28 protein-coding genes, 3 tRNA genes and 1 pseudogene are annotated in these 26,119 nt (G+C 44.1%); 14 read left to right on the top strand and 18 right to left on the bottom strand.

Translation table 11 applies throughout. The annotated features are described in order from the left end of the window. Window positions 1–30: 30 nt before the first annotated feature. The gene (locus M5J74_RS23685; protein ID WP_250013479.1) at window positions 31–663 is read right to left on the bottom strand and encodes a metal-binding protein; all 633 of its coding nucleotides are present in this window, start codon (window positions 661–663) and stop codon (window positions 31–33) included. On the opposite strand from M5J74_RS23685, the gene M5J74_RS23680 reads away from it, so the two are divergent. Next, complete coding sequence (locus M5J74_RS23680; protein WP_250013478.1) at window positions 645–866, top strand: hypothetical protein; 222 nt, start codon at window positions 645–647, stop codon at window positions 864–866. The two genes, M5J74_RS23685 and M5J74_RS23680, sit on opposite strands and share 19 nt — an antisense overlap. Window positions 867–914: 48 nt before the next feature. Continuing rightward, window positions 915–986 (top strand) — tRNA-Val (locus M5J74_RS23675). Window positions 987–1,399: 413 nt separating this feature from the next. On the opposite strand, the pseudogene M5J74_RS23670 reads toward M5J74_RS23675, so the two are convergent. The 3 genes and pseudogenes from M5J74_RS23670 to bchL all read right to left on the bottom strand — a co-directional run bounded on the left by M5J74_RS23670 (window position 1,400) and on the right by bchL (window position 4,417). Beyond that, a pseudogene (locus M5J74_RS23670) lies at window positions 1,400–2,799 on the bottom strand (ferredoxin:protochlorophyllide reductase (ATP-dependent) subunit N). Window positions 2,800–2,946: 147 nt separating this feature from the next. Beyond that, window positions 2,947–3,516, bottom strand: a complete 570-nt coding sequence (locus M5J74_RS23665) for a DUF5331 domain-containing protein (protein WP_106167859.1) — start codon at window positions 3,514–3,516, stop codon at window positions 2,947–2,949. 34 nt (window positions 3,517–3,550) lie between these two features. Next, window positions 3,551–4,417, bottom strand: a complete 867-nt coding sequence (gene bchL / locus M5J74_RS23660; RefSeq protein ID WP_106167858.1) for a ferredoxin:protochlorophyllide reductase (ATP-dependent) iron-sulfur ATP-binding protein — start codon at window positions 4,415–4,417, stop codon at window positions 3,551–3,553. Window positions 4,418–5,380: 963 nt separating this feature from the next. Here bchL and M5J74_RS23655 point away from each other — a divergent pair. Next, a complete protein-coding gene (locus M5J74_RS23655; RefSeq protein ID WP_015156453.1) occupies window positions 5,381–6,871 on the top strand; it encodes a hypothetical protein in 1,491 nt (496 codons plus the stop codon). A gap of 63 nt (window positions 6,872–6,934) precedes the next feature. On the opposite strand, the gene M5J74_RS23650 is transcribed toward M5J74_RS23655, so the two are convergent. Both M5J74_RS23650 and M5J74_RS23645 read right to left on the bottom strand, forming a co-directional pair. Further along, window positions 6,935–8,188: a glycosyltransferase family 4 protein gene (locus tag M5J74_RS23650; protein ID WP_250013475.1), complete on the bottom strand. Its 1,254-nt coding sequence runs from the start codon at window positions 8,186–8,188 to the stop codon at window positions 6,935–6,937. A gap of 15 nt (window positions 8,189–8,203) precedes the next feature. Beyond that, window positions 8,204–9,001: an ABC transporter ATP-binding protein gene (locus tag M5J74_RS23645; RefSeq protein WP_250013473.1), complete on the bottom strand. Its 798-nt coding sequence runs from the start codon at window positions 8,999–9,001 to the stop codon at window positions 8,204–8,206. Window positions 9,002–9,257: 256 nt separating this feature from the next. Here M5J74_RS23645 and msrB point away from each other — a divergent pair, with 256 nt between their 5' ends. Beyond that, window positions 9,258–9,752, top strand: a complete 495-nt coding sequence (gene msrB / locus M5J74_RS23640) for a peptide-methionine (R)-S-oxide reductase MsrB (protein ID WP_106218586.1) — start codon at window positions 9,258–9,260, stop codon at window positions 9,750–9,752. 116 nt (window positions 9,753–9,868) lie between these two features. On the opposite strand, the gene M5J74_RS23635 is transcribed toward msrB, so the two are convergent. Together M5J74_RS23635 and M5J74_RS23630 are read right to left on the bottom strand one after the other, a co-directional pair. Beyond that, window positions 9,869–10,444 (bottom strand): DUF981 family protein, encoded by a 576-nt coding sequence (locus M5J74_RS23635; protein WP_106168907.1) that lies wholly within the window; start codon window positions 10,442–10,444, stop codon window positions 9,869–9,871. Window positions 10,445–10,633: 189 nt separating this feature from the next. Beyond that, window positions 10,634–11,065 carry a NirD/YgiW/YdeI family stress tolerance protein gene (locus tag M5J74_RS23630; protein WP_250013471.1) on the bottom strand — a complete coding sequence of 144 codons (432 nt, stop codon included), beginning with the start codon at window positions 11,063–11,065 and terminating at the stop codon, window positions 10,634–10,636. A gap of 313 nt (window positions 11,066–11,378) precedes the next feature. Between M5J74_RS23630 and M5J74_RS23625 the strand changes: the two genes are divergently transcribed. The 3 genes from M5J74_RS23625 (at window position 11,379) to M5J74_RS23615 (ending at window position 13,021) form a co-directional block, all read left to right on the top strand. Beyond that, window positions 11,379–11,756 (top strand): hypothetical protein, encoded by a 378-nt coding sequence (locus M5J74_RS23625; protein ID WP_015156447.1) that lies wholly within the window; start codon window positions 11,379–11,381, stop codon window positions 11,754–11,756. Between the two features lie 136 nt (window positions 11,757–11,892). Continuing rightward, window positions 11,893–12,765 (top strand): S-methyl-5'-thioadenosine phosphorylase, encoded by an 873-nt coding sequence (locus M5J74_RS23620; protein ID WP_015156446.1) that lies wholly within the window; start codon window positions 11,893–11,895, stop codon window positions 12,763–12,765. Between the two features lie 7 nt (window positions 12,766–12,772). After that, window positions 12,773–13,021, top strand: a complete 249-nt coding sequence (locus M5J74_RS23615; RefSeq protein WP_015156445.1) for a hypothetical protein — start codon at window positions 12,773–12,775, stop codon at window positions 13,019–13,021. Window positions 13,022–13,037: 16 nt separating this feature from the next. Here M5J74_RS23615 and M5J74_RS23610 read toward each other — a convergent pair whose 3' ends face one another. Beyond that, a complete protein-coding gene (locus tag M5J74_RS23610) occupies window positions 13,038–14,213 on the bottom strand; it encodes an AAA family ATPase (protein ID WP_250013470.1) in 1,176 nt (391 codons plus the stop codon). Between the two features lie 222 nt (window positions 14,214–14,435). After that, window positions 14,436–14,509, bottom strand: a tRNA-Phe gene (locus M5J74_RS23605). Window positions 14,510–14,656: 147 nt separating this feature from the next. Here M5J74_RS23605 and M5J74_RS32905 point away from each other — a divergent pair. After that, a complete protein-coding gene (locus tag M5J74_RS32905) occupies window positions 14,657–14,782 on the top strand; it encodes a hypothetical protein (protein ID WP_255410077.1) in 126 nt (41 codons plus the stop codon). Between the two features lie 186 nt (window positions 14,783–14,968). Here the strand turns inward: M5J74_RS32905 and M5J74_RS23600 are convergent, their stop codons facing one another. The 4 genes from M5J74_RS23600 to M5J74_RS23585 all read right to left on the bottom strand — a co-directional run bounded on the left by M5J74_RS23600 (window position 14,969) and on the right by M5J74_RS23585 (window position 16,565). Continuing rightward, complete coding sequence (locus tag M5J74_RS23600; protein WP_146139846.1) at window positions 14,969–15,154, bottom strand: hypothetical protein; 186 nt, start codon at window positions 15,152–15,154, stop codon at window positions 14,969–14,971. Between the two features lie 103 nt (window positions 15,155–15,257). Further along, window positions 15,258–15,647 (bottom strand): alr0857 family protein, encoded by a 390-nt coding sequence (locus M5J74_RS23595; protein ID WP_106168901.1) that lies wholly within the window; start codon window positions 15,645–15,647, stop codon window positions 15,258–15,260. Then, complete coding sequence (locus M5J74_RS23590; protein ID WP_015156440.1) at window positions 15,641–16,183, bottom strand: HNH endonuclease; 543 nt, start codon at window positions 16,181–16,183, stop codon at window positions 15,641–15,643. The genes M5J74_RS23595 and M5J74_RS23590 overlap by 7 nt, the downstream gene beginning before the upstream one ends. Window positions 16,184–16,301: 118 nt before the next feature. Then, window positions 16,302–16,565 (bottom strand): hypothetical protein, encoded by a 264-nt coding sequence (locus M5J74_RS23585; RefSeq protein WP_015156439.1) that lies wholly within the window; start codon window positions 16,563–16,565, stop codon window positions 16,302–16,304. Between the two features lie 97 nt (window positions 16,566–16,662). On the opposite strand from M5J74_RS23585, the gene M5J74_RS23580 reads away from it, so the two are divergent. Continuing rightward, window positions 16,663–16,998 (top strand): hypothetical protein, encoded by a 336-nt coding sequence (locus tag M5J74_RS23580; RefSeq protein WP_041463407.1) that lies wholly within the window; start codon window positions 16,663–16,665, stop codon window positions 16,996–16,998. A 69-nt stretch (window positions 16,999–17,067) separates the two neighbouring features. Here the strand turns inward: M5J74_RS23580 and M5J74_RS23575 are convergent, their stop codons facing one another. Then, window positions 17,068–17,322: a hypothetical protein gene (locus tag M5J74_RS23575; RefSeq protein ID WP_250013468.1), complete on the bottom strand. Its 255-nt coding sequence runs from the start codon at window positions 17,320–17,322 to the stop codon at window positions 17,068–17,070. 297 nt (window positions 17,323–17,619) lie between these two features. Between M5J74_RS23575 and M5J74_RS23570 the strand changes: the two genes are divergently transcribed. Both M5J74_RS23570 and M5J74_RS23565 read left to right on the top strand, forming a co-directional pair. Beyond that, window positions 17,620–19,761 (top strand): GAF domain-containing sensor histidine kinase, encoded by a 2,142-nt coding sequence (locus M5J74_RS23570; RefSeq protein WP_250013466.1) that lies wholly within the window; start codon window positions 17,620–17,622, stop codon window positions 19,759–19,761. 35 nt (window positions 19,762–19,796) lie between these two features. Continuing rightward, complete coding sequence (locus M5J74_RS23565; RefSeq protein ID WP_015156436.1) at window positions 19,797–20,366, top strand: SRPBCC family protein; 570 nt, start codon at window positions 19,797–19,799, stop codon at window positions 20,364–20,366. Between the two features lie 86 nt (window positions 20,367–20,452). Here M5J74_RS23565 and M5J74_RS23560 read toward each other — a convergent pair. Further along, window positions 20,453–20,525, bottom strand: a tRNA-Glu gene (locus M5J74_RS23560). Window positions 20,526–20,625: 100 nt separating this feature from the next. Next, complete coding sequence (locus tag M5J74_RS23555) at window positions 20,626–20,904, bottom strand: Npun_R1517 family heterocyst differentiation transcriptional regulator (RefSeq protein ID WP_015156435.1); 279 nt, start codon at window positions 20,902–20,904, stop codon at window positions 20,626–20,628. Between the two features lie 803 nt (window positions 20,905–21,707). Here M5J74_RS23555 and M5J74_RS23550 point away from each other — a divergent pair. After that, window positions 21,708–22,253, top strand: a complete 546-nt coding sequence (locus M5J74_RS23550) for a 3-isopropylmalate dehydratase (RefSeq protein WP_106168325.1) — start codon at window positions 21,708–21,710, stop codon at window positions 22,251–22,253. 110 nt (window positions 22,254–22,363) lie between these two features. After that, a complete protein-coding gene (locus M5J74_RS23545; protein ID WP_015156433.1) occupies window positions 22,364–22,720 on the top strand; it encodes an NAD(P)H-quinone oxidoreductase subunit M in 357 nt (118 codons plus the stop codon). A 136-nt stretch (window positions 22,721–22,856) separates the two neighbouring features. On the opposite strand, the gene M5J74_RS23540 is transcribed toward M5J74_RS23545, so the two are convergent. Further along, window positions 22,857–23,129 carry a hypothetical protein gene (locus M5J74_RS23540; RefSeq protein ID WP_015156432.1) on the bottom strand — a complete coding sequence of 91 codons (273 nt, stop codon included), beginning with the start codon at window positions 23,127–23,129 and terminating at the stop codon, window positions 22,857–22,859. A 525-nt stretch (window positions 23,130–23,654) separates the two neighbouring features. On the opposite strand from M5J74_RS23540, the gene M5J74_RS23535 reads away from it, so the two are divergent. Then, window positions 23,655–25,973, top strand: coding sequence for a protein phosphatase 2C domain-containing protein (locus M5J74_RS23535; protein WP_106168324.1), 2,319 nt, complete (start codon window positions 23,655–23,657; stop codon window positions 25,971–25,973). The last annotated feature ends 146 nt before the right edge of the window (window positions 25,974–26,119 follow it).

Below are 26,119 nucleotides of genomic sequence, written 5' to 3'. Positions count from 1 at the left end.
GTAGTTGGTAGTTGGTAGTTGGTGAGCAAATTACGACTTACGACTTTTCCTTTGCTCCCTCAGCTTCCTCAGCTCCCTGGGCTCCCTCAGCTCTCTTCTATCTCCTGTCTCCTTTTTTCTGACTATTTTGCCACGTCGCGGTGGAGTATTGCGGCTTTTTTGTTTCTGCTGGCGTTTATAGGTAGAATGGCTCCAATCGCTAATAACGTGGCTCATCGCTCCTAATTCTAGTCCGAGACAGAGCGCGATCCATTCAGTGGTATGGTGAGTTAGCGATCGCTTGACCGTTTCCCACCAGGTCTGCCAGTGCCATCCCACATTCCACACAAATTGAGCAATTCCCAAAAAGAAAAGTCCTAAAATACTTAACCAGATAGCAAGGTAGATGAGGCGTAGGATCGTGCCGATCGCGAATCCGTGAGACAGTATGGAACGGTGCTTGACGGTTTTTTGATAAGGTATCCAAATCCAGCGCGCGTAACCCCAACGCTGGTACTGTCGAGAGTAGAGATCCAAGTCGGGACCAAACATCAGCCCGCTGAATAAATATGCCCCTGATAAGATTAATGTAATATTGCCGCTCTGAGTTTGTCCGAAGGCGATCCCGGCAACTACAGGTAAACTCCAGAGAGTGATGCGATCGTGTGTTTGACCAGAGGGCATGGGCTTGTTTTGGGTTAATTATTCGTAATTGGAACAAGGGGGACAAGGGGGACAAGGGGGACAAGGGGACAAGGGAGACAAGGGAGACAAGGGAGACAAGGGGGACAAGGGAGACAAGGGGGACAAGGGAGACAAGGGGGACAAGGGAGACAAGGGAGAATGGTTTGTGGCAAACAAAAAATTTTTGGAAAAGCTGGATCTAAATCGTAGATGTTTGCTATGATAAACATCCGTGAGAAAAACGGCTACACGGGCGATTAGCTCAACGGTAGAGCGCCTGCCTTACAAGCAGGATGTTACAAGTTCGAATCTTGTATCGCCCATAAGTTATCAAAAAATAGAGTGTCAAAACTGCTATGGGACAACAACCATAAGCTGTCCCATTCAGATAAGACAATCCCCCCTAGCCACCTAACAACAGGTAGAATAATGTCTCCCTTTTTAAGGGGGGTTGGGGGGATCTTCGAGGATCGATCGCTTTTAACTGAACCGTATTGCTGTATAAGAGTAAAAAATAAAAAGTAGAGACGTTGCATAACACATCTCTACTTTTTGTAAGTTGCCTAACTTGACAGCTAAAATGCTAGCTCTGACCTTATTTAGGCATTTTGACTTTTGACTGATGTACGGACGGGTTTAAGGCAGAATGCTCGGTTCTAGAACAGATCTCTTCTAAAAACCCGCCCCTACAAATGCTTGCCTTTTGACTTTTAACTTTTAACTTTTGACTTTTGTGCTAGATTTTGGCTTCTTCTTTGACTAACTTGTCCCAACCCAAGTCTTTGAGGTTGTTATTGCGGCGTAGGGGTCGAGTTACCAATTCGAGAATATCGCGGGCGTTGGTAAAGCCGTGAATTTGCGCAAATGTGAACTCTACAGACCACTTGGTATTGATTCCCCGTGCTTCTAGGGGTTAGCATGTGCCATACCTGTAATTACCAAATCAGGCTTCAACTCATAAATCCGCTGGACTTGGTTGTAGTTGTCCGGCTTCTCAACAATTTTAGGTAAGGGTACGCCCATTTCTTGACAAGTTTTTTCTAGCATTGCCAATTCAGCCGCTTGGTAGCGTTTATCCATATATGGAATGCCGATTTCGGGTACGGTCATGCCACAGCGAATCAGGAATCTTGCCAAAGAGATTTCGAGTAAATTATCTCCCATGAAGAAGGCAGATTTACCGCGAATCAATTGCACGTAATCTTCTAAATTTGCCCAAATTTGAGCTTCTCGTTCGTCTAACCCTTTGGGAGTGATGCCAAATACAGAGCAAATTTTTTCAACCCAAGCGCGAGTGCCATCGGGACCAATTGGAAAGGGTGCGCCGATGAGTTTGCACTTGCGACGACGCATTAAAGTTGTTGCCGTCCGCGATAAGAAGGGGTTGACACCAACGACATAATACCCTTCTTCTAGAACTGGTAGTTCGGTGTAACGCTTGGCAGGTAGCCAGCCAGAAACTTTGATCCCCTGTTTTTTTAATTCCAAGGTAAGTTGGGTAACAACCGGATCGGGGAGAGAACCAAATAATACTAGTGGCGGATGATTGACATACTCAGATTCTTCTTGGGCAAGTTCTTCTTTTTTCTTCCCAAAGTGGAGCAGTTTTTGAATCGCGTTGCGTTCGTTTTTCTCAGTCTCGGCTACAGGTGCTTCATTCGGACAACGGGCTGCCATTGCTGCTAGAACTGTATCTTCCCCTTGGGTAAAGGCGTAGTCTAAGCCATTTGCCCGCGCTACTACGATGGGGATACCGATCTCGGATTCTAACTTGGGTGCTAAGCCTTCCAAGTCCATTTTGATGATTTCGGTGGTACAAGTGCCGATCCAAACAATCACGCTGGGGTTGCGATCGCGCTTAATTTGCTCGCACAATCGCTTTAACTCCTCATAATCGTTCAACTGGGCGGAAATATCCCCTTCTTCTAGTTCTGCCATCGCATAGCGAGGTTCGGCAAAAATCATCACCCCCATAGCATTTTGCAAGAAATAGCCGCAGGTCTTCGTCCCAATTACCAAAAAGAAACTATCTTCAATTTTTTGGTAAAGCCATGCGACGCAACTAATCGGACAAAACGTATGATAATTGCCAGTTTCGCATTCAAAATTGAGTGCTTCCGGTTGTGCCAAAGTCATAAATCGGTGTTCTCCCCTTCTGATTTAAAGGATGAATGGGGAGCCGAGAGACACGGGAGACAAGGAGGACAAGGGAGACAACGGAGGAAAGATTCATTCAATATCTAAAATTCCCCGACTCCCGACTCCCGACTCCCGACTCCCCAATTAAAATTCAGGAAATAAACGTGAAATCTCGTCGTTGCCAGTTTTACCTTCTCTAGGACGGTTAGAACTCGCAGACTGTTCGTCCGCCCAGATATCGCCGAAGTCAGACTGACTAAAATTTTTTTTTGCGTCAGGTGTTTGCCCAGTTGCCTGCGCTGTTGTAGGAGGGACATCACCCGTAGATAATGCATCTAGTTCGCTTTCGGCGCGATCGTCCATCATACCCATGAGCGCATCCATTTGCGTGTCAGGATTAGAGGGATGGGGGTTTCCCATCGGATTGTGCGGGCGATCGCTTTGCATCTTTTCTGGGTCAAAATTTAACTCCAGAACGTCAATCAAAGCATTGAGATCGGGATTGAGTTTAGTAAAAGGAATCATTAATTCCGCTAATTGCGGTTCCAGCGCGCTCACAACTCCCAGGATGAGGTTAGAAGATGGTCGCCTTCCACCATCGGGCGTGGTGACGTATTCTACTTCCATTTGCTTAGCAATCCAAGCATGATTGGCATGAAAGAATTGCACCCACTTTTGTTTTAAAGATGCCGTTAAGTCTGTGAAAAATGCCATCTACTTTACACCTCATCCAAAAATACTAGACCGATCAAACCATCATCAAGTCTAGTTCTTCTTCTGGAGTTGGAACAGGTGGTTTGGTGGGATTGAGGTAAAAATCAGACAACAGGGCAAATAATTCACGATCTGGCGAGTCATTTGGCACAACTCCTTCTGGACGCGCCAAAATTTGGTCGGCGACGTTGAGATAGTAATCGCAGACGTAATTTAGGGAAGGATCGGACTCAGCCATTTCAAACAAAGTCTTGCCTTTGACGCGAGAAACGCGAATATCTTCGATGAGCGGCAATACTTCTAATACGGGCATGGGTACGGATTCGATATATTTATCGATCAGGTCGCGTTTAGCGGTACGATTGCCGATCAATCCTGCCAATCGTAGGGGGTGGGTGCGTGCTTTTTCTCTCACAGAAGCAGCAATGCGGTTGGCTGCAAACAAGGCATCAAAACCGTTATCGGTGACAATCATGCAGTAGTCAGCGTAGTTTAATGGAGCAGCAAAGCCACCACATACCACGTCACCCAATACGTCAAATAGAATCACGTCGTATTCGTCAAAGGCGTTGAGTTCTTTTAACAGCTTGACTGTCTCGCCAACGACGTAACCACCGCAACCTGCACCCGCTGGTGGTCCCCCTGCTTCAACGCAATCTACGCCACCGTAGCCTTTATAAATCACGTCCTCAGCCCAGACATCTTCGTAGTGATAGTCTTTTGACTGAAGCGTATCGATAATGGTGGGAATTAAAAATCCTGTCAGGGTAAAGGTACTATCGTGCTTTGGATCGCACCCGATTTGTAAAACCTTTTTACCGCGCTTGGCAAGAGCGACAGAAATGTTACAGCTCGTTGTAGATTTACCGATGCCACCTTTTCCGTAGACTGCAAGTTTCACGTTGGGTTGGCTCCTATCGTTGTTTTGTTATGGCTCTGGCTCAAGAAGTACACGAAGTCAAAAGTCAAAAGTTAAAAATCAAAAGCCCTATGTTGTGGGCATTTGGTACTTTTCCTTATTGATGATTTATTTCTGTCGTGCTGTACTAGCTTGCCGATCGCCGTTTTTGGTTCGATTACTTGTCATTATCTGGCAAGGGCAAGGGAAATGAAAGGGCATCTTCAGATAAAAAAGAGAGTAAATCAGTATTTCTGAGCTAAAAAAGTAATATTTTCTCTAATATCTTCCGAAAACTCTATTTAAGCTTAAATTATCCTACTAAAACAATTTTGTGTTTTTATTTTATATAAATAGTTACAAAATACAAATAAACTTGTTTGTGGAAACGATCGCGATCGCCGAGTCCCAAAGCTAGAGTATTTATACTTATTAAACTTGTAATGGCGATCGCAAATATCGCCCTAATCCCTCTTACTCGGGGCGATCGAGGTGTCCTCTGATGAAGAGTTAAATTTTGCTGAAATTGAGCTACGTTACAAGACAAATAGCAAAACTATGGCGGTCGCACTGTGAAAATGGAGTTAGCTGGTAAGGAAAGCGGTTGGGAATAAGCGATCGCTCAGTTTATACAAAGAATCATTAATTTTCTCAAGCCATAGACTCAGATCCCCCTAGCCCCCCTTTCCAAGGGAGGAACAAAAGCCCCTCTTTCGACACTAGGAACAAAAGTCCGCTTCTGACAGTATGAACAAAAGCCCCCTTCCGACGGTGTGAACAAATCGCCCCCCTGCCAACGCCACAAACAAAAGCCCCCCTTTTTAAGGGGGGTTGGGGGATCTCTTTTGCCGTAGTCGAAAATTCAAAAGGCACGAAATATAGATACGATATGCGATCGCAAATTCTCGCTCCTAGCAGTAGAATCTACTGTATGCCGATACTACTAACTTAAATTTCTGTCTACACTTGCCACAAAATCTCAGGTTTAGAAGAAATAAGGAAGATTTACGCGATCGCAGCTCTAGTTATGGCTGGTATCATATTCTGCCAGTAATTTGCATTGCCAGCTTTTTCTTCTACCTACAAGCCCGTTACTTACATTTAGCAGCGTTTCCATTTACTGACGAAGGAGTTTATGCAGAAGCGGGTCGATTGATGTTGGAAGGACTCGCCCCCCACAAAGATTTTCCGCTTTGGCATCTGCCGCTGTTACCGCTATACAGTGGCATCGTCTTGAAATTAACCGGAAATATGTATTGGGTACGGCTGTTATTTCTTGCTTTAAATTGCTTTGCCGTCGTTCCCTTTTATTTAACTTGTAAAAAGTTACGAGATAATTCTTCAGCCGCCATTCTTGCCATTTTATTTTACCTGACATTTCACGAACTGATGTTTCAGGATTTTCGATTTCTAGCAATTAGACAAATGGCAAACAATTTTCTAATTGTATTCTTTTATTTAGGGGTCTGTCAAAAGCAGTGGAAATGGAAGCCAATAGTACAAGCTCTCTTATTTGGCTTTTCCGTGTTACTATTTTTACCTAACTTATTAAATTTTTCTTTTCTGGCTTTGGCTATGAGCTACTCTGAAGAGTCAAGAGTACAGCGATCGCGAGAATTAAAAAAATATTTTTTACTCGGTGTTCTAGCAATATTTATCTTATTTATCTATTTTGTGTTTGTTCCTCGCAGTCTTGACCAAATTGTATTCGGACAAATAAACCGCGAAGCAACTGGGAGATTCGAGCGGTTATTTGTTCTTTTACAAGCTAAAAAAGATATATATTTATATCTACTTGGTTGCGGCGGACTAATCTATACTGCTATCTGGCAAAGGAAATTAAGATTTTACGCTTTAGCATTCCTTGGCTTAGTTGTAACTAGCACCTTTCTTTCTTCAAACTTCTTTCCTCACTATATGTCAGGTGCTGCACCAGCATTTGCTTTTGGTATATTTGGGTTAGGAATAGGAATTTACCAATTTTGTCAACGTCTTCCTCTAAGTGCGATCGCTGCAAATTTTATCTCGTTAATTATTTATATCCTGCTTTTTTCATATCAATTTTCAAATACATTTCCCTCGTTGTACGAGCAATGGACAAATAATCGTAATCCTAGTTATTATCAGACAGTTGTAGCACTTACCAAAACGCCTGAACCACTCCTAACTATGGAACCTATCTTTGCTGTTGAAGCAGGAAAAAAGCTGGTCAGAACTCCAATTGAAATCTATTTTCGCGCCCCAGGAATTGATTTTCCCAATCCAGATGTTGCAAATAAGTTTAGTCAACAAGATTTTCAAGCTATGGCAACTGAAGCCTGCACGATTTTTTTAGAAGGCAAGGGCGAACAAGTTTTTCCGATTGAGTTACAAAAACGATGGCGAGCAGAATTTCAGACTTTTCAGAAAACTCGCTGGGGAACTATTCTGGTGACAAATAACTTTGGTTGCCATTAATTATCAGTTGTCAGTTAAAGGTTGTTAAAAGCGATCGCGCAAAGGCGCTAAGACGCAAAAGGGTTAGCTTGTGGTTACTTTAAATTTTGAGTTTTTAGTTGCTAGTAATTGCTGATAAATATTGTCGTGTGCTTTGGCGATCGCAGACCAAGTAAAGCGATCGCTCAATGTACTGGCTGTAGCACTGAGGCGATCGCATTTCGCTCGATCTGGAATGAGTTTGAGCAAAGCCTCGGTTAGTGCTGTGTCATTGCGAGTTGGTATGAGTTTCAACAGATTTTCAGCTAATAAATCGGGATCTGGTGGAGTGCTGCGAGTAGCAATTACAGGCAAACCATGCGCCATTAAAGCCAGTAAGGAGCCGCTTTTGAGCGTCACGCCATGATTGAAGGGTAACACGCCCAGATCGGCTCCAGAGAGGTAGTGAGAAGCTGTTTCACCACTTACGTAACCCGTCATGGAAACGCGATCGTTCAGATGGAGTTCCTTAACTAATAGTTGCAGCCGATCCCAATAAGATTTCGCTGCTTCTGCCTGTAAAGCTAAACTTTCTACACCTCCCAGTAATAACAATCGCGCCTGGGGCTGTTGAGTCACAACTTGCCTAAATGCCGATAATAAATACTCGATGCCTTTAACAGGATGCAGAAAGCCAAAAAAGACAACTACAAAACTATCTGACAACCAACCAAATTGCTGTCGTAGCTGCTGTCGCGCCTGTTGGCGATCGATCGGAACTACTGTAATATTTGCGGCGATCGCAATTCGGTGCAAGCGATCGGTATAATTTGGCATTCGTTTGAGGATGACACTTTCTGCCTCGGCGTTAGTCGTAATAATGGCATCGCTTCCCGTGAGTAAAAAACCATCTTCTCGATCCCACCATCCCCGCTGTTGTCCCCAAATTTTCAGCCATTCCAAAAACTGAGGTGGAATTCCTTTTGGTTGCCATTCCCACCAACCATACTCATGCACGGTGGTGACAATTGGTTTTCGGTAGCCAAAAATTCGTAATAGGGGTGGTAGGAGAAAAATCGGGCGTTGAAAGCAGTACGTCCCAGCTGCGTGTTGAATGTGAAGCAGATCGGCAGCAGTAGATTTGACAGCACGGACTAGAGATAATATTTGAGACAATCCCCAATCTGTCACGACTCCCTTAACATTAGGGTCGTCGATCGCTGTTGCCGCAGCCTGAGTTGTGAGTACGATCGAATTCACCCCCTGTTTTGCCAGTGCTTGTCTCAAGTAAGCAGTATAGTGGGCAGTACCACAGCGATCGGGTTGATATGTACCTGCAATAATAGCGATGGTAGTCATTAGCAACAATTTTATTTATAATTTATTTTCCTTGCCCTTACGTCCTATTGGTACGCACATTGGTGTTCCCAAAACTGGATCGGCAACAATACGACACTCCAGCTCGAAAACCTCTTGGATCGTATCTTCAGTCATCACTAGCTTTGGCGATCCAGCGGCAAAAATTCGACCATCTTTGACAGCTACTAAATAATCGGCATAACGGCACGCCTGATTTAAGTCATGCAACACCATCACGATTGTCCGTCCCTGGTGGTTTAACTCATACAACAAATCTAAAACTTCTATCTGGTGGGCTAAATCGAGAAAAGTCGTCGGTTCGTCCAAAAGTAAAATCTCCGTGTCTTGCGCCAAAGCCATTGCAATCCAAGCTCGCTGTCGTTGTCCGCCTGATAAAGTGTCTAGCGATCGCTCTGCTAGCTCTATCAAATCTGTAATCAAGAGTGCCTGTTGAACGATCTTCTCATCTTGTACTGACCACTGTTGCAACCAGTTTTGATAGGGATAACGCCCTTGTGCTACTAAATCCCGTACTGTTAACCCTTCTGGTGCGACTGGAGCTTGAGGTAAAATTCCTAACTGTTGGGCGACTTCTTTGGTAGAAAGCTGCAAAATCGAAGTGCTATTGAGATAGACCGCACCACCACGAGGTTTGAGTAATCTTGCCAGTCCCCTTAATAAGGTCGATTTACCACAACCATTTGCACCAACTAAAGCAGTAATTTGTCCTGTCGGGATTGCCAAATTCAAGTCATGGATAATCGGCGTACCGTCGTAAGCTAAAGAGAGATTTTTGGTTGACAATCCTTTCATAAGCTCGATCTCTAACGATGACGAATTAACAAATAGAGAAAATCGGAATGCGTAGTCCCAGCCTTAATGGTTCGGGATTTGAGTTTTAATTGCGAACTATTGACAACAATTCTACAGATAAACGATCGGAGGAAGTCAGAAGTCAATGATTTTTAGCTGGCTTTAATTTTCATCTCAGCCGGAACTCAGAGTTTTTGCTTAGCGTGTATGAGGTGCGATCGCGCTTATACAAATCATCGGTCAGAATATATAAATGATGAAAAAACGAGATTTTTTACACGCTAGTGCAGCAGTAGTTGGCATGGCGCTGTTATCGCGTTATCTACCTTGGAGATCGGACGATATGGCAACGGCAAATAATGAATTTGAGATCGAAAAAACTGAGGCAGAGTGGCGCAAAACATTAACACCAGAACAGTTTCGCGTCCTGCGTCAACACGGAACCGAACGGGCAAGGACTAGTCCCTTAGATAAGCAATATGGCAAAGGTACATATGTCTGTGCTGGTTGCGGCTTACCACTATTTACCTCGGAGACTAAATTCGACAGCGGTACTGGCTGGCCCAGCTTTTTCACTCCGATTGAAGGTGCGATCGCGACATCTGTAGATAAGTCACTGTTTATGACCAGAGTTGAAGTCCATTGTCGTCGCTGTGGCGGGCATTTGGGTCATGTCTTCGAGGATGGTCCCAAACCGACTGGCAAGCGTTATTGCATGAATGGTGTGGCAATGAACTTTATTTCTAGCTGATAGAACAGCTATGTATGCGCAGGGGCGGGTTTATCTAAAATATCTATCAGAGTCAAAGCTGTTTGAAAAACCCGCCCGTACAAAATTCGTGTCTGTCTCAATAGCGATCGCATAGGCTACCGCATTGGCGCTGGAACCCACTGCTGAAAGCTATCTAAGTGACTCCAATAAGCCATGTATCCGGTCAGCGCCCAAATTAATGCAGCGGCAATTAATCCGACTGCTCCAACGATGCGCCACAAACGATTATTTTTAAAGTACCAGAGTGTTGGTGCGGCACAAACTCCAGCTAATCCCGTCAAAATGAAGCCGATGCCTGAGAGGATAGGTTGTTTCGTCAATCCTAAATTTATCAGGCGTACGCCTACTAAGATTGCGACTAGCCCAGCAAAGAAACCATAAATCGCTAAAGTAATTAACTCCCAGCCTTTAGCCAAACTAATAGACGTACCAATAAACAGGATGCCAAACAGAACGCTCGTTTCACCAAATGCAATATTGAAACTGCCTCTGACAGTCCAGGTTAATGTCATGTGCAATCCAGTGGTAAGTGCGATCGCGCCCGTAATTCCAAACCCAGGAATCCATTTGTTTTGGTAGGGATCGTCCAAGCCAGCATAGACATAGTACGCCAGTAAAAACAACCCAGCGACCATATTAATCAACATCAGCGTGATGTAATCGATAAACACAAATAAACCTCATCAACCAAAAGTAGATTTTCCGAAATCTAGCCTGAGAGTCTTGAAGCTATATAACAACAGTTCAATTCTAAATTTAAAACTCTATATCAAAACTGGGGTGCAAACTATAACTGCACCCCTTATTATTTGCTCTTTTATTTCTCCTGCCAATCGCTCTAGTTTTACAGCAGTACCACTTTACGGTTTTACTGGCTGAGCAGCGGCAGGCAGACGTTCGGGCTTTGGCTTGCCTGCCCAAGGCGGCGGACCCTCAGCAGGGCGAATTTCAATCGTGGAACCATTAGCACGAGTGATAGAAAAGGCATCAAACTCGCCACTTTTTTTGCCGATCTCGCCTCTTACACTGACTTCTTCCCCTGGTTTGAGATTAATTTCTCGCCACCAACGGGGACCAGCATCGACAATAATTTCTCCCGAACCATCTCTAAGAGTGAAATCGTTACCAACAATGCTGACGACTTCGCCAGAAATGACTGTACCTCTGGCACGTTGTTGTAGATCGCCAATTCTAGTTGTACTTTGCGCTTGGGCAGAGCTAGGCAACATAGGAATAGCGATCGCGCCCACAACTGCTGTTAAGGCTAAACTCAAGAATGCTCCATGCTTCATAGTTATTTGCCTCCAATATTTTGATTCTAGTTTTCAGTATAAAAATGATGCAAATATGACAACAAGAGGTCAGAAATTAGGAGTCAGCAGTCAAAAACTATGACGTGACTTCATAAAATAGCTAAGCTAGATTGCATTTTTTAGTTTTTGAGCTATTAAAGATTACTGAGGAATGTAACTCAAATTACATCTTGAGATAGAGATATTCAATTCTTATATTTGACACAAACTCTCCAAAAGGTAGATCCATCTAGCTAAAGGAAAGTTTTAGCATCGATCCCAACAATAAACAAATCTATTGGGAGAAAAATTCATGAGTGAAGCAAGATCTAAAGAAAAAGTTACCCGTAATGACGAGATGGATACCTCAACAGCAGATCGGGGCATCATTCCAGCAGAGGTAGCAGCTCGTATGGATCGTGAAGGTGAAGATTATCGGGAAACAGCTGAAGAACAAGCGGGTGCTGAAAGCCTTAATGTTACAGGTGGTGCTACTGTAGACCAAGAGGGTTTAGCCAATAACTATGCAGTTGAACCCGAAATGTATTACGAAACTCCAGGCGATCGCACCGCCATGATTGAAGCGGAAGAAGCCGAACGCCAGCAAACACTAGAAGAACTGAATGAAGACGAACAAGGCAAGCTGACTGAAGAAGGCGACCAACGCCACAAAGGACCGGGAATCATTTAATCCTACAAATATTGGAGACAGCTAAATACTCCAGAGGTCAGCCGCTTGACAATCTTGCAAATTGATTGAAGCGGTTTTTTGTTGCTTATTTGCCTTAGAATAATCTGACGTTGCGGCATTGCGTGGAGCGAAAATCGTGGCAGAGGCAAAAATTGGCATCATTGGAGGCAGTGGACTCTACAAAATGGAAGCACTTCAGGATGTAGAAGAGGTGCAAGTTGATACGCCTTTTGGTGCGCCCTCAGATGCATTAATTGTGGGAACCATAGAAGGAACGCGGGTAGCCTTTCTCGCCCGTCACGGTCGCAATCATACGCTTTTACCTTCAGAATTGCCTTTTCGTGCCAATATCTACGCGATGAAACAGTTAGGCGTAGAATACATCATCTCTGCGTCTGCTGTTGGTTCTTTGAAGGAGGAAGCGAAACCTTTAGATATGGTCGTACCCGATCAATTTATCGATCGCACGAAAAATCGCATCTCGACTTTTTTTGGTGAGGGAATAGTTGCCCATATTGCTTTCGCCGATCCGGTATGCGATCGATTAGCGGGAATTTTAACTGAGGCGATCGCCAGTCTCAATCTCTCAGATGTTACCCTACATCGTGGCGGAACTTACGTTTGCATGGAGGGTCCAGCCTTTTCTACCAAAGCAGAATCTCACCTTTACCGCAGTTGGGGTGCAACGGTTATCGGTATGACCAACTTACCAGAGGCAAAGTTAGCCAGAGAAGCAGAAATTGCCTACGCTACCCTAGCCTTAGTAACAGACTATGACTGCTGGCATCCAGACCACGATAGCGTTACCGTCGAGATGGTAATTGCTAACCTGCAACGTAATGCCAAGAATGCCCAAATGGTAATTCAAGAAACGGTACGGCGCTTGAGTAAAAATCCTCCTGCCTCAGAAGCGCACTCCGCTTTAAAGTATGCTATTCTTACACCCCTAAATAAAGTGCCTGTGGCAACTCAAGAAAAGTTGGGACTGTTGTTGAAGAAATATCTATGAAATTGATATGAAAGAGCAATTTCTCAAATGGATAAATCTTGCCCTAGTAGCAGATTTCTTTCTCGTCCTCTTTGCTTTCTTCTGGCTGGCGATCGCAGTTGCTGGTCACGTCTTGCATTTACCCTTGGGTCTAGACTTATGGTATAAGCTGTGGCAACCTGTTTTTACTCCCGCGATCGGTATTCTCATGGCTGGAACGATTATTAGCGGGTTGGCGAGTTGGGTAACAAAGCGGCTCAATTCTCAGCAGAATTGAGCCAAATGTAAATAAGTTACACAAATTGGTGCGCGAACTCGCACATCAAATCTATCCTTCCTTTGCGTAACATCGCCGGGTCTAATCTTTCTGTCGTATTGCAAGTCATCAACACGACTAACTTTTGTTGCTCCTGAATGCCCGATTCATCAATGACACTTTGATATAACGTGCCATCGAGTAAGCTGAGAATCCGCTCGGTTTTATAATTTGATTGTGCGATTTCTGTAGAGCGATCGGGAGCTAAGTTATCAGCCTCGTTGATAATAATGCAAACTCGTTCTAAGTAACTCGGCGGAACAAAATTCTCTACAGCCGCCTGGTCGAGGATAAAAATAATATATCCCAGTGGGGCGAGAATTTCTTTTGCTACGGCTTGCGCCCAAACTGTCTTTCCCGTACCAGGATTACCATACACTAATACAGCCAATTGGTTTTGGGTAAAAACTTTCTCTTGAACGGCATCAGTAAAACTTTGTACGTCAGCCGGAAAAGAATTAATAGCAAACTGACTGTGAACTTGTCCGATCCGACTTTGGTAGCCACTTAACATCACGGCAAGATCGTAAGTGACTTTGTTTACCAATGGTGCGAGTTTCTTTGCCATTATAGTATAACGGCGATCGCGATCCATACTATAAAGTGGATCGATTCTCAGCCAAATTTCATGTTCCGACCAATACGCAAAAATACTACCAATACTTTTGAGTTTATTCCATTCAACAAATTTTTCTGGTGGGTAATAGAAATATTTTCCAGTACTGTACTGCGTAATTAGATCTGGACGACCTAAAAAACTTAAGAGTCTAAAAATAGTAATCTCTTCTAGTTTTAACAGAACTTGTTCAATCGGAATTAAATCGCGTGTCACCGACTTAACAACAGGTGTCTCAATTGATAAACTATCTCTATATCGATTATCTGGCGTAAGTGGTTCGGGCGTGATGAAGTTCCAGAACTCATCAATTTCTTCTCGCGTAGTTTCGTAGAATAAGTTTAAAAAATTTGCCCACCAAGCATAGTGTTCTCGACCGAGTGCATCAGCAATATAGCTGACTACATTCATAGCTTTATGAGATACTTCCCACGGATTATTCAACCAAGTTTCCCAAAGATAATTTAGGTCGATGTCTCTATTTAGGGGTTGCCATCCAGCGCCTATTAAGTTAGGTTCTTTTTGCTTTTTGTACATATTTTTGTGTCATCGATCGCTAAAATATATCTAAACTTGCTGAATCCAGTTTAGTCTTGCTTTCCAAGCAATATAGTTATTGAAAAATGAATTTAATTGCTTCTTTGCTAGACTGTTTCTTACTAACAGCATAAATGTTTTTGCCATATATCGTTTGTTTTGAATTTTAACTTTTAACTTTTGACTTTCGCCAAATGGGGATAGTAGGACTCGAACCTACAACCCCCCAGGTTGGAATCGAACCAACGCTCTCCTGTTCTTCACACAGGTGCTACTAGCAACTGAGCTACCAGGGGATGACGAGAGTGGGGGAATCGAACCCATAAATCCACAAAATAGGTAATAATATTCAATTTTTAAGGTTCAAAAAAAGAATTTTTAACTATTATAAATACCATCGATTTTCTAAATAATAAACTTGTTGAATATGACGCATAATTTCGATGGCTTTTGCTTTTGCGCGGCGAGAATTTTTATTTTGGGCTGATTCTAATGCCGTGCGATCGCAATTAGAATCAGATTTATCGCATGGGAAGTCTGAAGGCTTTTCACCTCGATTAATTATGTGAATGTAAAACATTATTGTTTCGGGATTAGATTTGTCTCTCGACTCACTACATATATACTACAAATCGTATTACAAAAATGTCAAGGGTTTGGAGAAACTTTTTTTGAAATTGGCTGTAGCTCTTGTAGAAAATGGATTTAAGCGTATTACAGAATTGTAGTATAGATGGGTAGTACTAATAGTTTATTTATCCAGGTGCGATCGCACGACCGAAGGTAGGTATGCGCGTGTCAGTAATAGCTGTGATTTTGTGTCGCGCATCAGCCGTAGGCGTTAGCGATAGCGAAGGCGAAGCCGTTAGCGTAGCGTTAGCCGCAAAGACGCAAAGTGGTTCCTCACAAGATAGACGCAAAGAAGAACACCAATTACCCATTACCAATTACCCATTACCAATTACCAGTAATAGGACGCACAAAGAAATCCATGCGCCCTAAACAGACATTCTTTTGACTTTTAACTTTTAACTTTTGACTTGCTTAGCGATCGCTCATTGCAGCACTCATTTGAGATTCTTGCCACAAATGAAATAACAATAACTCGATCGCGTAAGACAAAGATGTGACAAACACGCCTGCGGCATTCTCAGCATCGGATGCTAACCAAAATCCTTGCAAGCAGATTTCTACATATTCTGCGTCGCACTTTTCTAATGCAACTTCATCTGTCCCATATCGTTCGATCGCGGTTGCGAGTGAATTCAACTGTGGTAAATCCCCAGGTAATAGAAATGAAGCTGTGCTAGGTTCTATGCAAATGGATTCGCCTACGCGCAGGGCGAATATGGCTCGCATTGCAACCCACTCTTCTAAGGATTGAGTCAAATGCTCTAAGTGAAAACCAGTTTCAGTGTAATTCAATTTCAGCATGAGATAGAGTTTCCTCCTATGTCTGGCGGGAGATGCTCCGAGCGCCAGAATTTTTCGGCAAAAGCAACTGTTGGATGAATCGGTGCTTTGGGTTTAGAGTGCAGTAACATTCCTGCCTGGTGTGGGGTGCGATCGCTTTTATACTGGTTGCATTGTTCGCAAGCTGCCACAACGTTATTCCACGTATGTAATCCACCCTTAGAGAGAGGAATGACGTGATCGATTGTCAAGCGCTTGTTATTACCGCAATATTGACAAGCGTAATTGTCTCTGCGTAACACTTCCCTGCGATTCACAGGGGGAATCTTCCAAATTCGTTCCGTACTGGTAAACGTGAGACGAATATAGGAGGGAACAGCCATGACTAAATTGGGCGATCGCACAAATAATTCTGTCTCTTGCCCAAAATCAAGTGCTTCAGCTTTACCCAGAATCAACAGCGCGATCGCACGCTTGACGTTGATGCGACTGATGGGTAAGTAATTTTGCGAAAACACGACTACAGGTTGCTCTAACACTTGACTTGCGATTGCCACAGCCGTACTCCTCCTATAAAAAATGTTGTCCTCAAAAATTTCTAGACAAAAAACACCAAACAAAAACCCCCGTTTCTAATTAATTCAGAAGCGGGGGCTGAAATTTCTGTAAGTGGTTCTACCCTGATAAAGGTACAGTTTTATACCTGTACCTCCCGCTATCTAGTTGTGTTCGTGGTTCTGACGAATGTAGCTCAATGCTTCCATAGCCAAAATTATCGTTAATTTCTGCGGATTGTGCTTGACTGAGGCGATCGCCTAGCCGCCAAAATCTGGCTGCACCACCCATAAACAAAGACTCCACCGCCATAGCTACTGATTCCCAACTGCCGAGACAGTTGGCGCAAACCAGTAGAGGAGAGATGAAGCCTAAACGTTTCACTGAAGTTATACCTAATGCAGAGAGTTATTTAATCCTTACTTTAAAGATACTACACTTGTATTACTGAGTTGTCTAGATCTTTTAAGGAGAATTCATGATGCATACACTCACTCGCATTCCTACAACAGACATGGAAGTTACTAGCATCCGTCTAGAGAGGGAATTAAAAGAAAAATTAAAAGAGATATCCGGTAACCAAGGATATCAAGCTTTGATCCGAGATATTCTGTGGAATTACGTACAGCAAAAATCAGGTGATTGGAAACCGAAATTTTCTCGCGCTGATATCCGCGCTAGTATTCCAGCGACAGCACAAACAGAGGAACGCTGCGTTTTGACGGGACAAACGATCCAACCACAAGAGGCTATGATGTTAGGATTTACCAGCAACGGCGACTTAGTACCCTTGAGTATGGAAAGTTTGGCAGGATAAGAAGAGAGGAGGGAGCAGGGAGTAGGGGCGAAGGAAAGTCAAAAGTCAAAAGCTAAAAGTCAAAATAAATTATTTCTTTGTCCCCCTTGTCCCCCTTGTCTCCCTTGTCCCCCTTGTCCCCCTTGTCTCCCTTGTCCCCCTTCGCCCCCTAATCCCCACTCCCTTCGGTCGTGGGGTCCCCGAGTTCCCCCTTGTCCCCCTTGTCTCCCTTGTCTCCCTTGTCCCCCTTGTCCCCCTTGTCTCCCTTGTCTCCCTTGTCCTCCTTGTCCCCCTTGTCCCCCTTGTCCCCCTTGTCCTCCTTGTCTCCCTTGTCCCCCTCAGCACTCTTACATCCCCCTACCCCCCATAAGCTGTATATTCTGTCTCCTGAAGGGTACGGAAGGCATACTTAAGATATAGAGGGAAATTACCTAACGGAATCTGCGGAGTACCTCTGACTCACAGCTTTTATAATCAGGGAAAATACCGATCCAGCGATTTTTGAAGCAAGATAATCTAGATAATCGAAAATACAAATTTTGCTGTTGCAGTAGAAGTCGATCTAAGTTTTTTTAAATTTAGTACCTGCTTGGTCGCGCTCTGGCTAATTTGGGCATCCTAAGTAGGAAGGAGTAATCTAAGGTGAGAAAGCGTGTTAGCCAAGACTGGACTGTTTATAAAAAATCTGCTATCAACCGCTGGAGTAGGGATACACTCAAATCGCTATCAACTGAAGTTGTCCGGTTATCATCTACAAACACCTCACGGATGAAAAATGTTTCTGTTTCATCAGACTCATCCTTACCAGAGCGATCGCCCAAAATCTCCCTCACACGAATGCAGCCAGCAGAAGACTTAGCTCAACTGGGACAACAGATCCTTCAAGTCGCATTGAGTCACTCTGACTCAGAAACAGCACTAACGCAAATTGCCAAATTACTTGGAGAAGTGTTTCAAGTAGATGGCTGTATAATTACGTTTGCCCCTGGAGTCACAGAAACATCGGTAGTGGGTTCGTGGTATTTTAATGCAGCAGTCTCTGTCTCGCCGCAAAAGCTCCTTCAGCCACTCCAAAAGTTAGCAGCGACAATTCCTACTCAAGCTAGCTTGCTGGCAATTGACAATCTTCATGCTCTAACCCATGAAGCGTTAACAGAAGATAAAGACTTCCCACCTACAATTAAAGCAGTATTACAAATTCCGATTTGGGAGCAAAATAAGCTCACTAGCGTTATTAGCTTGCTTTGCTACGATGTCCGTCAGTGGGATGAGCTAGCTGCAAATGCAGCTCAACAACTCATGACATCGCTATCAATCGCGCTCGCTCACCTCGCCCAAGCCCAGTCTGTCGCTACTCTACAACGGCAAATCCAGACAGCTGCTCGTACTAAAGCTTTACTTAATCAACTCACAGTCGCTAGCCGCAGCTCGATGGAGCTGAATCAAGTGCTGCAAATGGCGATCGCGGGTACAGCTCAAGCTTTGGCAGTCAGTCGCGCCTCGATTCTGTTATTGAAGTATGTCGAGCCACAACTGAGAAACAGAGTCAGAGAAAAACTACCTAGAGCTAAAGCAACAATTGCCAGCGAATGGTGTCAGGACGTAGAAGCATATACTTGTGGAGCGCATCATAGCAAGAGCGCCGAACAGTCTTTTTGGCTTTCCGAATGTGGGTTGTGCCAACAAGCGCTCGTGAATTCACCGCAACCAATAGCGATCGCCAGTAAAAGCGATCTACAGTTGAGCGAGCTAACATCTTGTTTAGCGCCAATTTTTGATTTTTCGCAATTTCCTGCTGCCTTAATTTTACCAATCGAAAGCCAAGGGACAGTATTAGGCTTTTTAGTTTTGCAACACTGTGGCGATCGCCACTGGCATCCAGAAGAATTATCGCTGGTAGAGTTGGTTTGCGCCCAAATTGGGACGGCAATTATTCAAAACCAAACGCTACGTCAGGTACAATCTCTCGTAGACGACCGGACTTTGCAACTCCAGCGCAGTCTGGAAGTTCAAAGTTTACTTTATGAGAAAACCCGCAAGCACAACGAACAATTACGTCAACTCAATCAGTTAAAGGATGAGTTCCTCAGTACGATGAGCCACGAGTTACGCACACCGCTAACTAGCATGAGTTTGGCGATTCGGATGTTACGGCAACAAGGAATTACTCCAGAGCGTCAGGCTAAGTATTTGGATATTTTAGAAGAACAGTGCGATCGAGAAATCAACTTGATTGCTAACTTGCTCAAGCTTCAGCAACTTGAATCAAACCAAGCACCGCTGAAATTAGAAACTATAGATCTCAAAGTTAAACTGCAAGCCTTATCTCAGTCTTTCAGACAAACTTGGGTAGATAAAGGATTAAACATTCAGTTAGATATCCCAAAATCTTCTCTACTAGCGCAAACAGACGAGGAAGCGTTCGATCGCATTCTTCAAGAACTTTTAACCAATGCCGGGAAGTATTCTCACCCAGATACAACTGTAGTTTTGCAAGTCACGCATCAAGTCGATCTTCAGCTTAACCAAATTGTTTTACAACTGATCAACACTGGTGCTGGTATTTCTGAAGAAGAAAGAAAGTATATATTTGAAAAATTTAGGCGCGGTCAAGGTGTGACACAGCAAGCCATTCAGGGTACAGGATTGGGACTCGCTTTAGTAAAATGCTTAGTACAGCATTTAAATGGCAATATTGAAGTAACTAGCAATCCGACCGATGATTCTGCTGCCGCCTACGCAACCTGCTTTACTATTACCCTACCACAGACCTTTGCTCGTTAAAGTTTAACTATCTACAGTTTAATTATCATCGAACAGTGACTCAACAGTACGACGAATCCGATCTCGATTTCGAGCTTGATGATACCAATGGCGACGACATCGATGCTGCATCTTCAGCCGAGGATGTGGAAGTACAGACAGAAGAATTGGCACACCGTCAACGTCAAATTACCGCTAAAATTCAGATCTCCCACCCCGTAGAAAAGGTGTGGCAAGTTTTGACAGCCTACGACACCTTAGCCGATTTTATTCCTAACTTAGCGGTGAGTCGGCGGCTAGCTCATCCTCATGGTGGCATTCGTCTAGAGCAAGTTGGAACTCAGCGATTGCTGCGTTTCAACTTTTCTGCCAGAGTCGTTTTAGATTTAGAAGAAAAATTTCCCCACGAAATTCATTTCGACATGGTTGAGGGAGATTTAAAAGCTTATTCTGGGAAGTGGCTGCTAGAACCTTACTTTGTATGTGAAAATCCAGGCACAAATCTCTGTTATACAGTGCGAGTATTGCCCAAGCGTACTATGCCTGTAGCAATTGTCGAGCGCCGCCTGCGGCAGGATTTGCGATCGAACCTGCTAGCCATTCGCCGCCGCGTTGAGGAGTTATAGATAGCAGGGAGCGCACGAGCAGATGAAAAAGTCTTGGCACAAATAAACAAAAGAGGTAGTATTTACTACCTCTTTTGTCTTTCATATACCCCCAGGGGAATTCGAATCCCCGTCGCCTCCGTGAAAGGGAGGTGTCCTAGGCCTCTAGACGATGGGGGCGCGTCTGAGTTCAACCTTATCTAGGTTAGCGAATCTAACGAGTTCTGTCAACACTTTCAGCAGAAAAAATTCGCTCCACTCGATCTCTAGCAGATCGAGCCTATGTAAGGTTAGAAGAATTGCGCAGTCGCATCAGTTGACGACGCATGTGGGAAGAGGCTTCTAGCTCAGAGATCTCTTTGGTTTTCACGCAGGAGTGCAAAGGCTCTAAGTATTCATCTGCACCCGCTGTAAATGCGTCAATCAAGAGTTCTAATAATTTTTCGCGATCGTTCAAAACACAATTTTCTTCAATCAGCCGAAATTTCAAATGAATTTCACACTCGAAAACACCGACTTCTAGCTGTCGATTTGGATGTGATGCTGCGTCAGGATTCATTGCTTTAAACAAATTCTAATTGGGTGTGCAGTTGCTAGCAGAGTTGTCTGAAATACATCGCTCTCAGCATCGCTAGCTTTACCAAACATTTAGTTGAGACTCTAGCTGATGCTGATGAAAGCATCTCCAAGCAGTTATTGCTAGTAGCTTTCCCCATCCACTGATGCTCGGTGCTTGGCTCTTGTCTCCCTCCTGTGATATTTTTTACCAAACCTCCTGCTAGGCAAAAAGTGCTTGCATCGCGCTCCAGCTAGTAGCAGATAGTAGTTTTGTAAAGAATGTCGTATTTGCATTTACCGATCTCGTTATACGTTCATAGATACAGTAAACGGCGCGTGCCAGCCCAGGTTATATGATGAAAATTTAGGAGTCGATTTAAGAGACAACTACTATTATTCAACCTTTAAGATTAATTACAGTAAAGTTTGTGTAAGGAATTTGTAAGGCTTTCAATAGTTTTTTGTATTTCGCCTGCACTACGGATAAAGTTTAGTTTTAATTTTTACAAATCTGGATACAGTAGTATTAGTAATATTGCTGCTGCTTCCTGGAAAGGGTCTTTACCTGAAACCATTCCATGTCAATTCTGGACTTTATTTGTCATCCGGTCAAATCAGTATAAATAATTACATCAATTTGTTTCAGCAGCTTAGGGCAGGATAACTTGTTAAAAATTTGTCTTCCCGCGAAGCGAGTCGTGAGTCATGGTAAATTCTCCGTAACTCTCGATTGGCTTTCTCTCGTCTCTTCCAGCGATAGGATAAGTAAAATATCATGGTATAAGCCTTTGGAGACTGCTGTTAATGAGTACTTGCGTTCGCGGTTTAATTTTTGTAGTTGATGATAATATCGATACCGATCAGATCATTCCCGCAGAATATTTAACGCTGGTTCCTTCCAAGCCGGATGAGTATGAGAAGCTTGGTAGTTACGCCATGATTGGCTTACCAGATCGCTACGGCAAGTTTATTGCTGCCGATGAAATGAAAACACGCTATCCAATTATTATCGCTGGAGAAAACTTTGGGTGCGGGTCATCTCGCGAACATGCACCAATCGCTCTTGGCGCTGCTGGAGTGAAAGCAGTCATCGCTCAATCTTACGCGCGAATATTTTTCCGTAATTGTGTTTCTACAGGCGAATTATATCCTTGGGAGTCTGGCGAGCGACTGTGCGATCGCTTCGTGACTGGACAAGAAGTCACGGTTGACTTTGACAAAAATCAAATCATCAATCATACGCTAGACCAAACCTATTCTCTAAAATCTCTAGGAGAGATTAAACCTGTAATTGATGCTGGTGGTATTTTTGCTTACGCTCGTCAGACTGGAATGATTGCTGCTCGGTAGTCCGCGATCGGTTATCAGCGACTTGCGACTTGCGACTTGTGACCAACAACTGTCAACCAACTCCTATAGAATAAACTCAATACCATAAAGTCAAGTTAGAATCCCTACTTATGGAAGAGCAGCTACTTAAGTCCACAACCCGCCACGTTCGGATTTTCTCTGCGGAAGTTAATGAAGATGGCGAACTCGTTCCTAGCAATCAGGTGTTGACGCTAGATGTTGACCCCGATAATGAATTAACTTGGAATGAAGATGCGTTACAAACGGTATACGGCAAATTTGACGAACTGGTGGAGTCTCACAGTGGCGCGGATTTGACCGATTACAATCTACGCCGCATTGGCTCGGATTTGGAACACTTGATTCGATCGCTGCTACAAAGCGGTCGGATTAGTTACAACTTGAATAGTCGGGCGATTAACTACAGTATGGGACTGCCACAAGTTGCCGTGGAAGATAATCGATAGAGGAGTAAGGAATAGATAATTAAAAGGACGCATCACAATGCGCCCCTTTTTTAAATTACTATTTCGCGCTCAAGTGCGACTGCTTTTCATCTCACAAAGACCTTCATTCTAAAGCGAAAGACAGCGAGTACGGGAGCTACCACCAAGTGCGTTCGCCGTTTTCGTCAACTCTTGACTGGCGAATGACATCAGAAATTTCTTCTGCGTCTTTGACATGGTGTAAAGCTTTTTCTTCGCCATCTGGTTCTTCTACAGCAAAATAGGTAGGAACTTGAATATGGTCGCCAGTGATATCTGGGGAATCTACAGCAAGTTGTTGCTTTTTCTCTTCAACTGATTGCTCTTCATCAGCGATAACATCACCAGGATTAACTGCACGATGCGTTTCTTTTTCTTGGTTGTTATCCATAATTGTTGTAATCTCTTAAAAACGTAATGACCAATTCACTATTTAAAATTTAAGAATATCGGTTCGCGATCGCCTCCTTCGTAAGTAGGAAATACTTACCTACAAAACGCTAGGTCTGCAAATTGCTCGCCTCGGCTCTAAACACAGGGCGTTCTAAGCTAAACAATCGGATTGAAATCGCTAAAGTAGTAGATAGATCGCGAATTAGACTCGGCTGAATGCGAGAGACTACACTAGCGGGTAGGACTGTAGCAGATTTAGCTGCTTGCGCCAAGCGATTAAATCACAATTTATTCAAAATTCATGTTTGCAATCGATAGTCAAAGCTTGTTAAAGTTAATGCTCAAATCATCTGGGTGGAAGTGAGGTAACAACTGCATCCAGATCTTGCAAAAATATAAGAACAGAAGCGCAATTGCCGTGCGGGAAGCTAAATATAGAGATATAAACATGAATGAGCAGTTTAATCGTCTCTTACGTCTGCTGTTTTAAATTGATTTAATATGGCTAATCGGTGCGCCAGCTATGCAAAATAATGAGGTAACGATCCAATGTCCAAACGATCTGTGTAAGGCTGCCAACTCTGAAGGCGACAAGTTTTGTCAGCGCTGCGGTACATCCTTAATTAAACGTTACTTGTGGGTTGTGGGGCAAGGCACAGAACTCCACGAGATCGGAACGTCGATCGCGGAACGCTTTTACCTCAAAGCCGAGCGAATTGTTTTAGATACTCAACCTGGTTTACTGCTAGACTCTCCTTATTTAGATATTTCTAATGAAATTAGACCTTATTTGAGACTAGTCGCGTATCGTCTCCAAGTTCCGCAGGTATACGGATTAGTATCGCTCGATCGCGAACCACCTGAAAAAGAAATTTTGCTGTTGGAACAAGCACCGATTTATCCCGATGGTGTGTTAACAGCAGGACAGCTAATGCCTCAGATGACTGCTGTTTGGCAGTCCGTTTCTAGCTTACGCCAGCTCAATTGGTTATGGCAAATTGCGCAACTGTGGCAACCCCTATATAGCGAAGGCGTAGCCTCTAGCTTGCTCGTCCCCCAGTTTTTACGAGTAGAAGGATCGTTACTAAGGCTGTTGCAATTGCAATTGGATGATGCCGAACGTCCCACACTAGCGCAACTCGGTCAATCTTGGTCGCAGCTCGCTAAAGAGGCTCGACCAAGCGTGAGTGGATTTATAGAACAATTAAGCCAAGAATTGCAACAAGGAGAAATCGTCAACTCGGAGCAATTGCTAGCGTGTCTGGATCGAGGATTGTTGGAATTAGGGCAAAACATTACGAATAGAGACATTGCCCCCAGTCGGAGTTTCCAGATTAGTACTTGCACCGATACTGGTCCTAGCCGTCAGCGAAATGAAGATGCCTGCTATCCAGCCAGCGGCACCACACTTGCTAAACCACCAGAAGCAAAAGCGATCGCAATTGTCTGCGATGGGATTGGCGGACACGAAGGAGGTAACGTTGCTTCCAGTCTAGCGATCGAAACGCTACAGCACCAGGTACAACAGCTGCCGCTAGATGAAGCAAGTTTAGACCCGAATACCCTCACTCATGCTCTAGAACAGTTTACGCGCAAGACAAACGAATGTATCAGTAGCCGTAACGACAAAGAGCATCGTCAAGGAAGACAGCGAATGGGGACAACCTTGGTGATGGCAGTAGGACATCAACATGAAATATATATTGCTCACGTTGGTGATAGCCGCGCCTACTGGGTGACGCGCACGGGTTGCCATCAAATAACCCTAGACGATGACGTAGCTGCCCGTGAAGTACGGTTGGGTTATGCTGTCTATCGAGAAGCACTACAACAACCCTCGGCTGGTTCTCTCGTCCAAGCGATCGGCATGAGTGCATCGGTACATCCCACGGTACAGCGGTTTGTGTTGGATGAAGACTGCGTATTCCTCTTGTGTTCTGATGGCTTGAGCGATTACGATTTAGTCGATCGGTGCTGGCAAACAGAAATCTTGCCAATTTTAGATGGGAATATGGATGTCGCTACAGCAACTAAGCAGCTTGTAGAACTTGGTAACAACCTTAACGGACACGATAATATTACCGTTGCTTTAGTACATTGTCAGGTAAAGGTGCAAGAGCCAGAAACTCCGCTTGGTTACAGTCAGTCGTTAGACAAAACGAGTAATGGTGCGGTCAGCTCATCTTCATTTGCCGTAACTCTCTCAGAACCACCAACGGCAGATGCGATCGAGCACTACGTCCCGATCGCCAATACGCAGTTACTCTCACCATTACCACCACCGCAACAATCGCGATCGTGGTTGCTCCCAATAGTGTTGGGAATCGGTTTGCTCTTAAGTGCGGCAGCAGGACTTTGGCTGGCTTACAATCACAATTGGCAAGAGCGAAACCCAGCAGCAAATAGTGACAGTAACGATACTACAAATGTTGCGCGATCGCCTGAAAGAGTATATGAGGCTCAGCAGGAAACCCCCCTCCAGCGCCAAGCAGGAGCGACCAACTCTTCTCCCGAGCCACCCCAACTGAATGCACCCGATTTTACTTTGCCCCAGGGCAGTATCGTCAAAGTTCTAAACGAATCAAAACTGCCCTCCCAGCAGCGAGAGACTTGGACGCAGCTGCAAGTCTGCTCAAACCCTGAATTCTCCCGTACTTCTACATCTTCAACTGGCGATCGCCGGATATTAAAACCAGGAGACAATGCTTGGATTGCAAATACCGAACTCGATCGACGATTTAAGGAATTTTCAGGAGGGAACAATCCTTGTTCTACATCTCAGGCATTGCCAACACAGACAGACGGTGGAAATCAGGAGTCAGGAGGACAAGGCAATCGGTAAGAGAGTAGAGGAGACGTTACATATAACGTCTCCACAAAGCGATCGGTGAAGAAAGGGTGTGACTTGTGACTTGTGACTTGCCCCACACCCTTATCACCTCAGCCTCTAGCTCCCAGTTAAATAAACTATTAAACTAAGACAGTTGC

The sequence above is a fragment of the Chroococcidiopsis sp. CCNUC1 genome (genome assembly GCF_023546805.1).
Classification (GTDB): Bacteria; Cyanobacteriota; Cyanobacteriia; order Cyanobacteriales; family Chroococcidiopsidaceae; genus Chroococcidiopsis; species Chroococcidiopsis thermalis.
Note: the sequence above shows the minus strand (reverse complement) of the source record. Positions and strands in the feature narration are given on the sequence as shown.

Excerpts from the sequence above, each read along its gene's own strand:
- M5J74_RS23595 (WP_106168901.1), bottom strand. The coding sequence starts at position 15,647 with ATGCTGAAATTGAATTACACTGAAACTGGTTTTCACTTAGAGCATTTG.
- M5J74_RS23540 (WP_015156432.1), bottom strand. The coding sequence starts at position 23,129 with ATGGATAACAACCAAGAAAAAGAAACGCATCGTGCAGTTAATCCTGGT.
- M5J74_RS32905 (WP_255410077.1), top strand. The coding sequence starts at position 14,657 with ATGGCTTTTGCTTTTGCGCGGCGAGAATTTTTATTTTGGGCTGATTCT.
- M5J74_RS23535 (WP_106168324.1), top strand. The coding sequence starts at position 23,655 with ATGCAAAATAATGAGGTAACGATCCAATGTCCAAACGATCTGTGTAAG.
- M5J74_RS23650 (WP_250013475.1), bottom strand. The coding sequence starts at position 8,188 with ATGACTACCATCGCTATTATTGCAGGTACATATCAACCCGATCGCTGT.
- msrB (WP_106218586.1), top strand. The coding sequence starts at position 9,258 with ATGAAAAAACGAGATTTTTTACACGCTAGTGCAGCAGTAGTTGGCATG.
- M5J74_RS23645 (WP_250013473.1), bottom strand. The coding sequence starts at position 9,001 with ATGAAAGGATTGTCAACCAAAAATCTCTCTTTAGCTTACGACGGTACG.
- M5J74_RS23615 (WP_015156445.1), top strand. The coding sequence starts at position 12,773 with ATGAAAGAGCAATTTCTCAAATGGATAAATCTTGCCCTAGTAGCAGAT.
- M5J74_RS23685 (WP_250013479.1), bottom strand. The coding sequence starts at position 663 with ATGCCCTCTGGTCAAACACACGATCGCATCACTCTCTGGAGTTTACCT.
- M5J74_RS23550 (WP_106168325.1), top strand. The coding sequence starts at position 21,708 with ATGAGTACTTGCGTTCGCGGTTTAATTTTTGTAGTTGATGATAATATC.
- M5J74_RS23665 (WP_106167859.1), bottom strand. The coding sequence starts at position 3,516 with ATGGCATTTTTCACAGACTTAACGGCATCTTTAAAACAAAAGTGGGTG.
- M5J74_RS23625 (WP_015156447.1), top strand. The coding sequence starts at position 11,379 with ATGAGTGAAGCAAGATCTAAAGAAAAAGTTACCCGTAATGACGAGATG.
- M5J74_RS23610 (WP_250013470.1), bottom strand. The coding sequence starts at position 14,213 with ATGTACAAAAAGCAAAAAGAACCTAACTTAATAGGCGCTGGATGGCAA.
- M5J74_RS23555 (WP_015156435.1), bottom strand. The coding sequence starts at position 20,904 with ATGAATCCTGACGCAGCATCACATCCAAATCGACAGCTAGAAGTCGGT.
- M5J74_RS23630 (WP_250013471.1), bottom strand. The coding sequence starts at position 11,065 with ATGAAGCATGGAGCATTCTTGAGTTTAGCCTTAACAGCAGTTGTGGGC.
- M5J74_RS23580 (WP_041463407.1), top strand. The coding sequence starts at position 16,663 with ATGCATACACTCACTCGCATTCCTACAACAGACATGGAAGTTACTAGC.
- M5J74_RS23545 (WP_015156433.1), top strand. The coding sequence starts at position 22,364 with ATGGAAGAGCAGCTACTTAAGTCCACAACCCGCCACGTTCGGATTTTC.
- M5J74_RS23600 (WP_146139846.1), bottom strand. The coding sequence starts at position 15,154 with ATGGGTAATTGGTGTTCTTCTTTGCGTCTATCTTGTGAGGAACCACTT.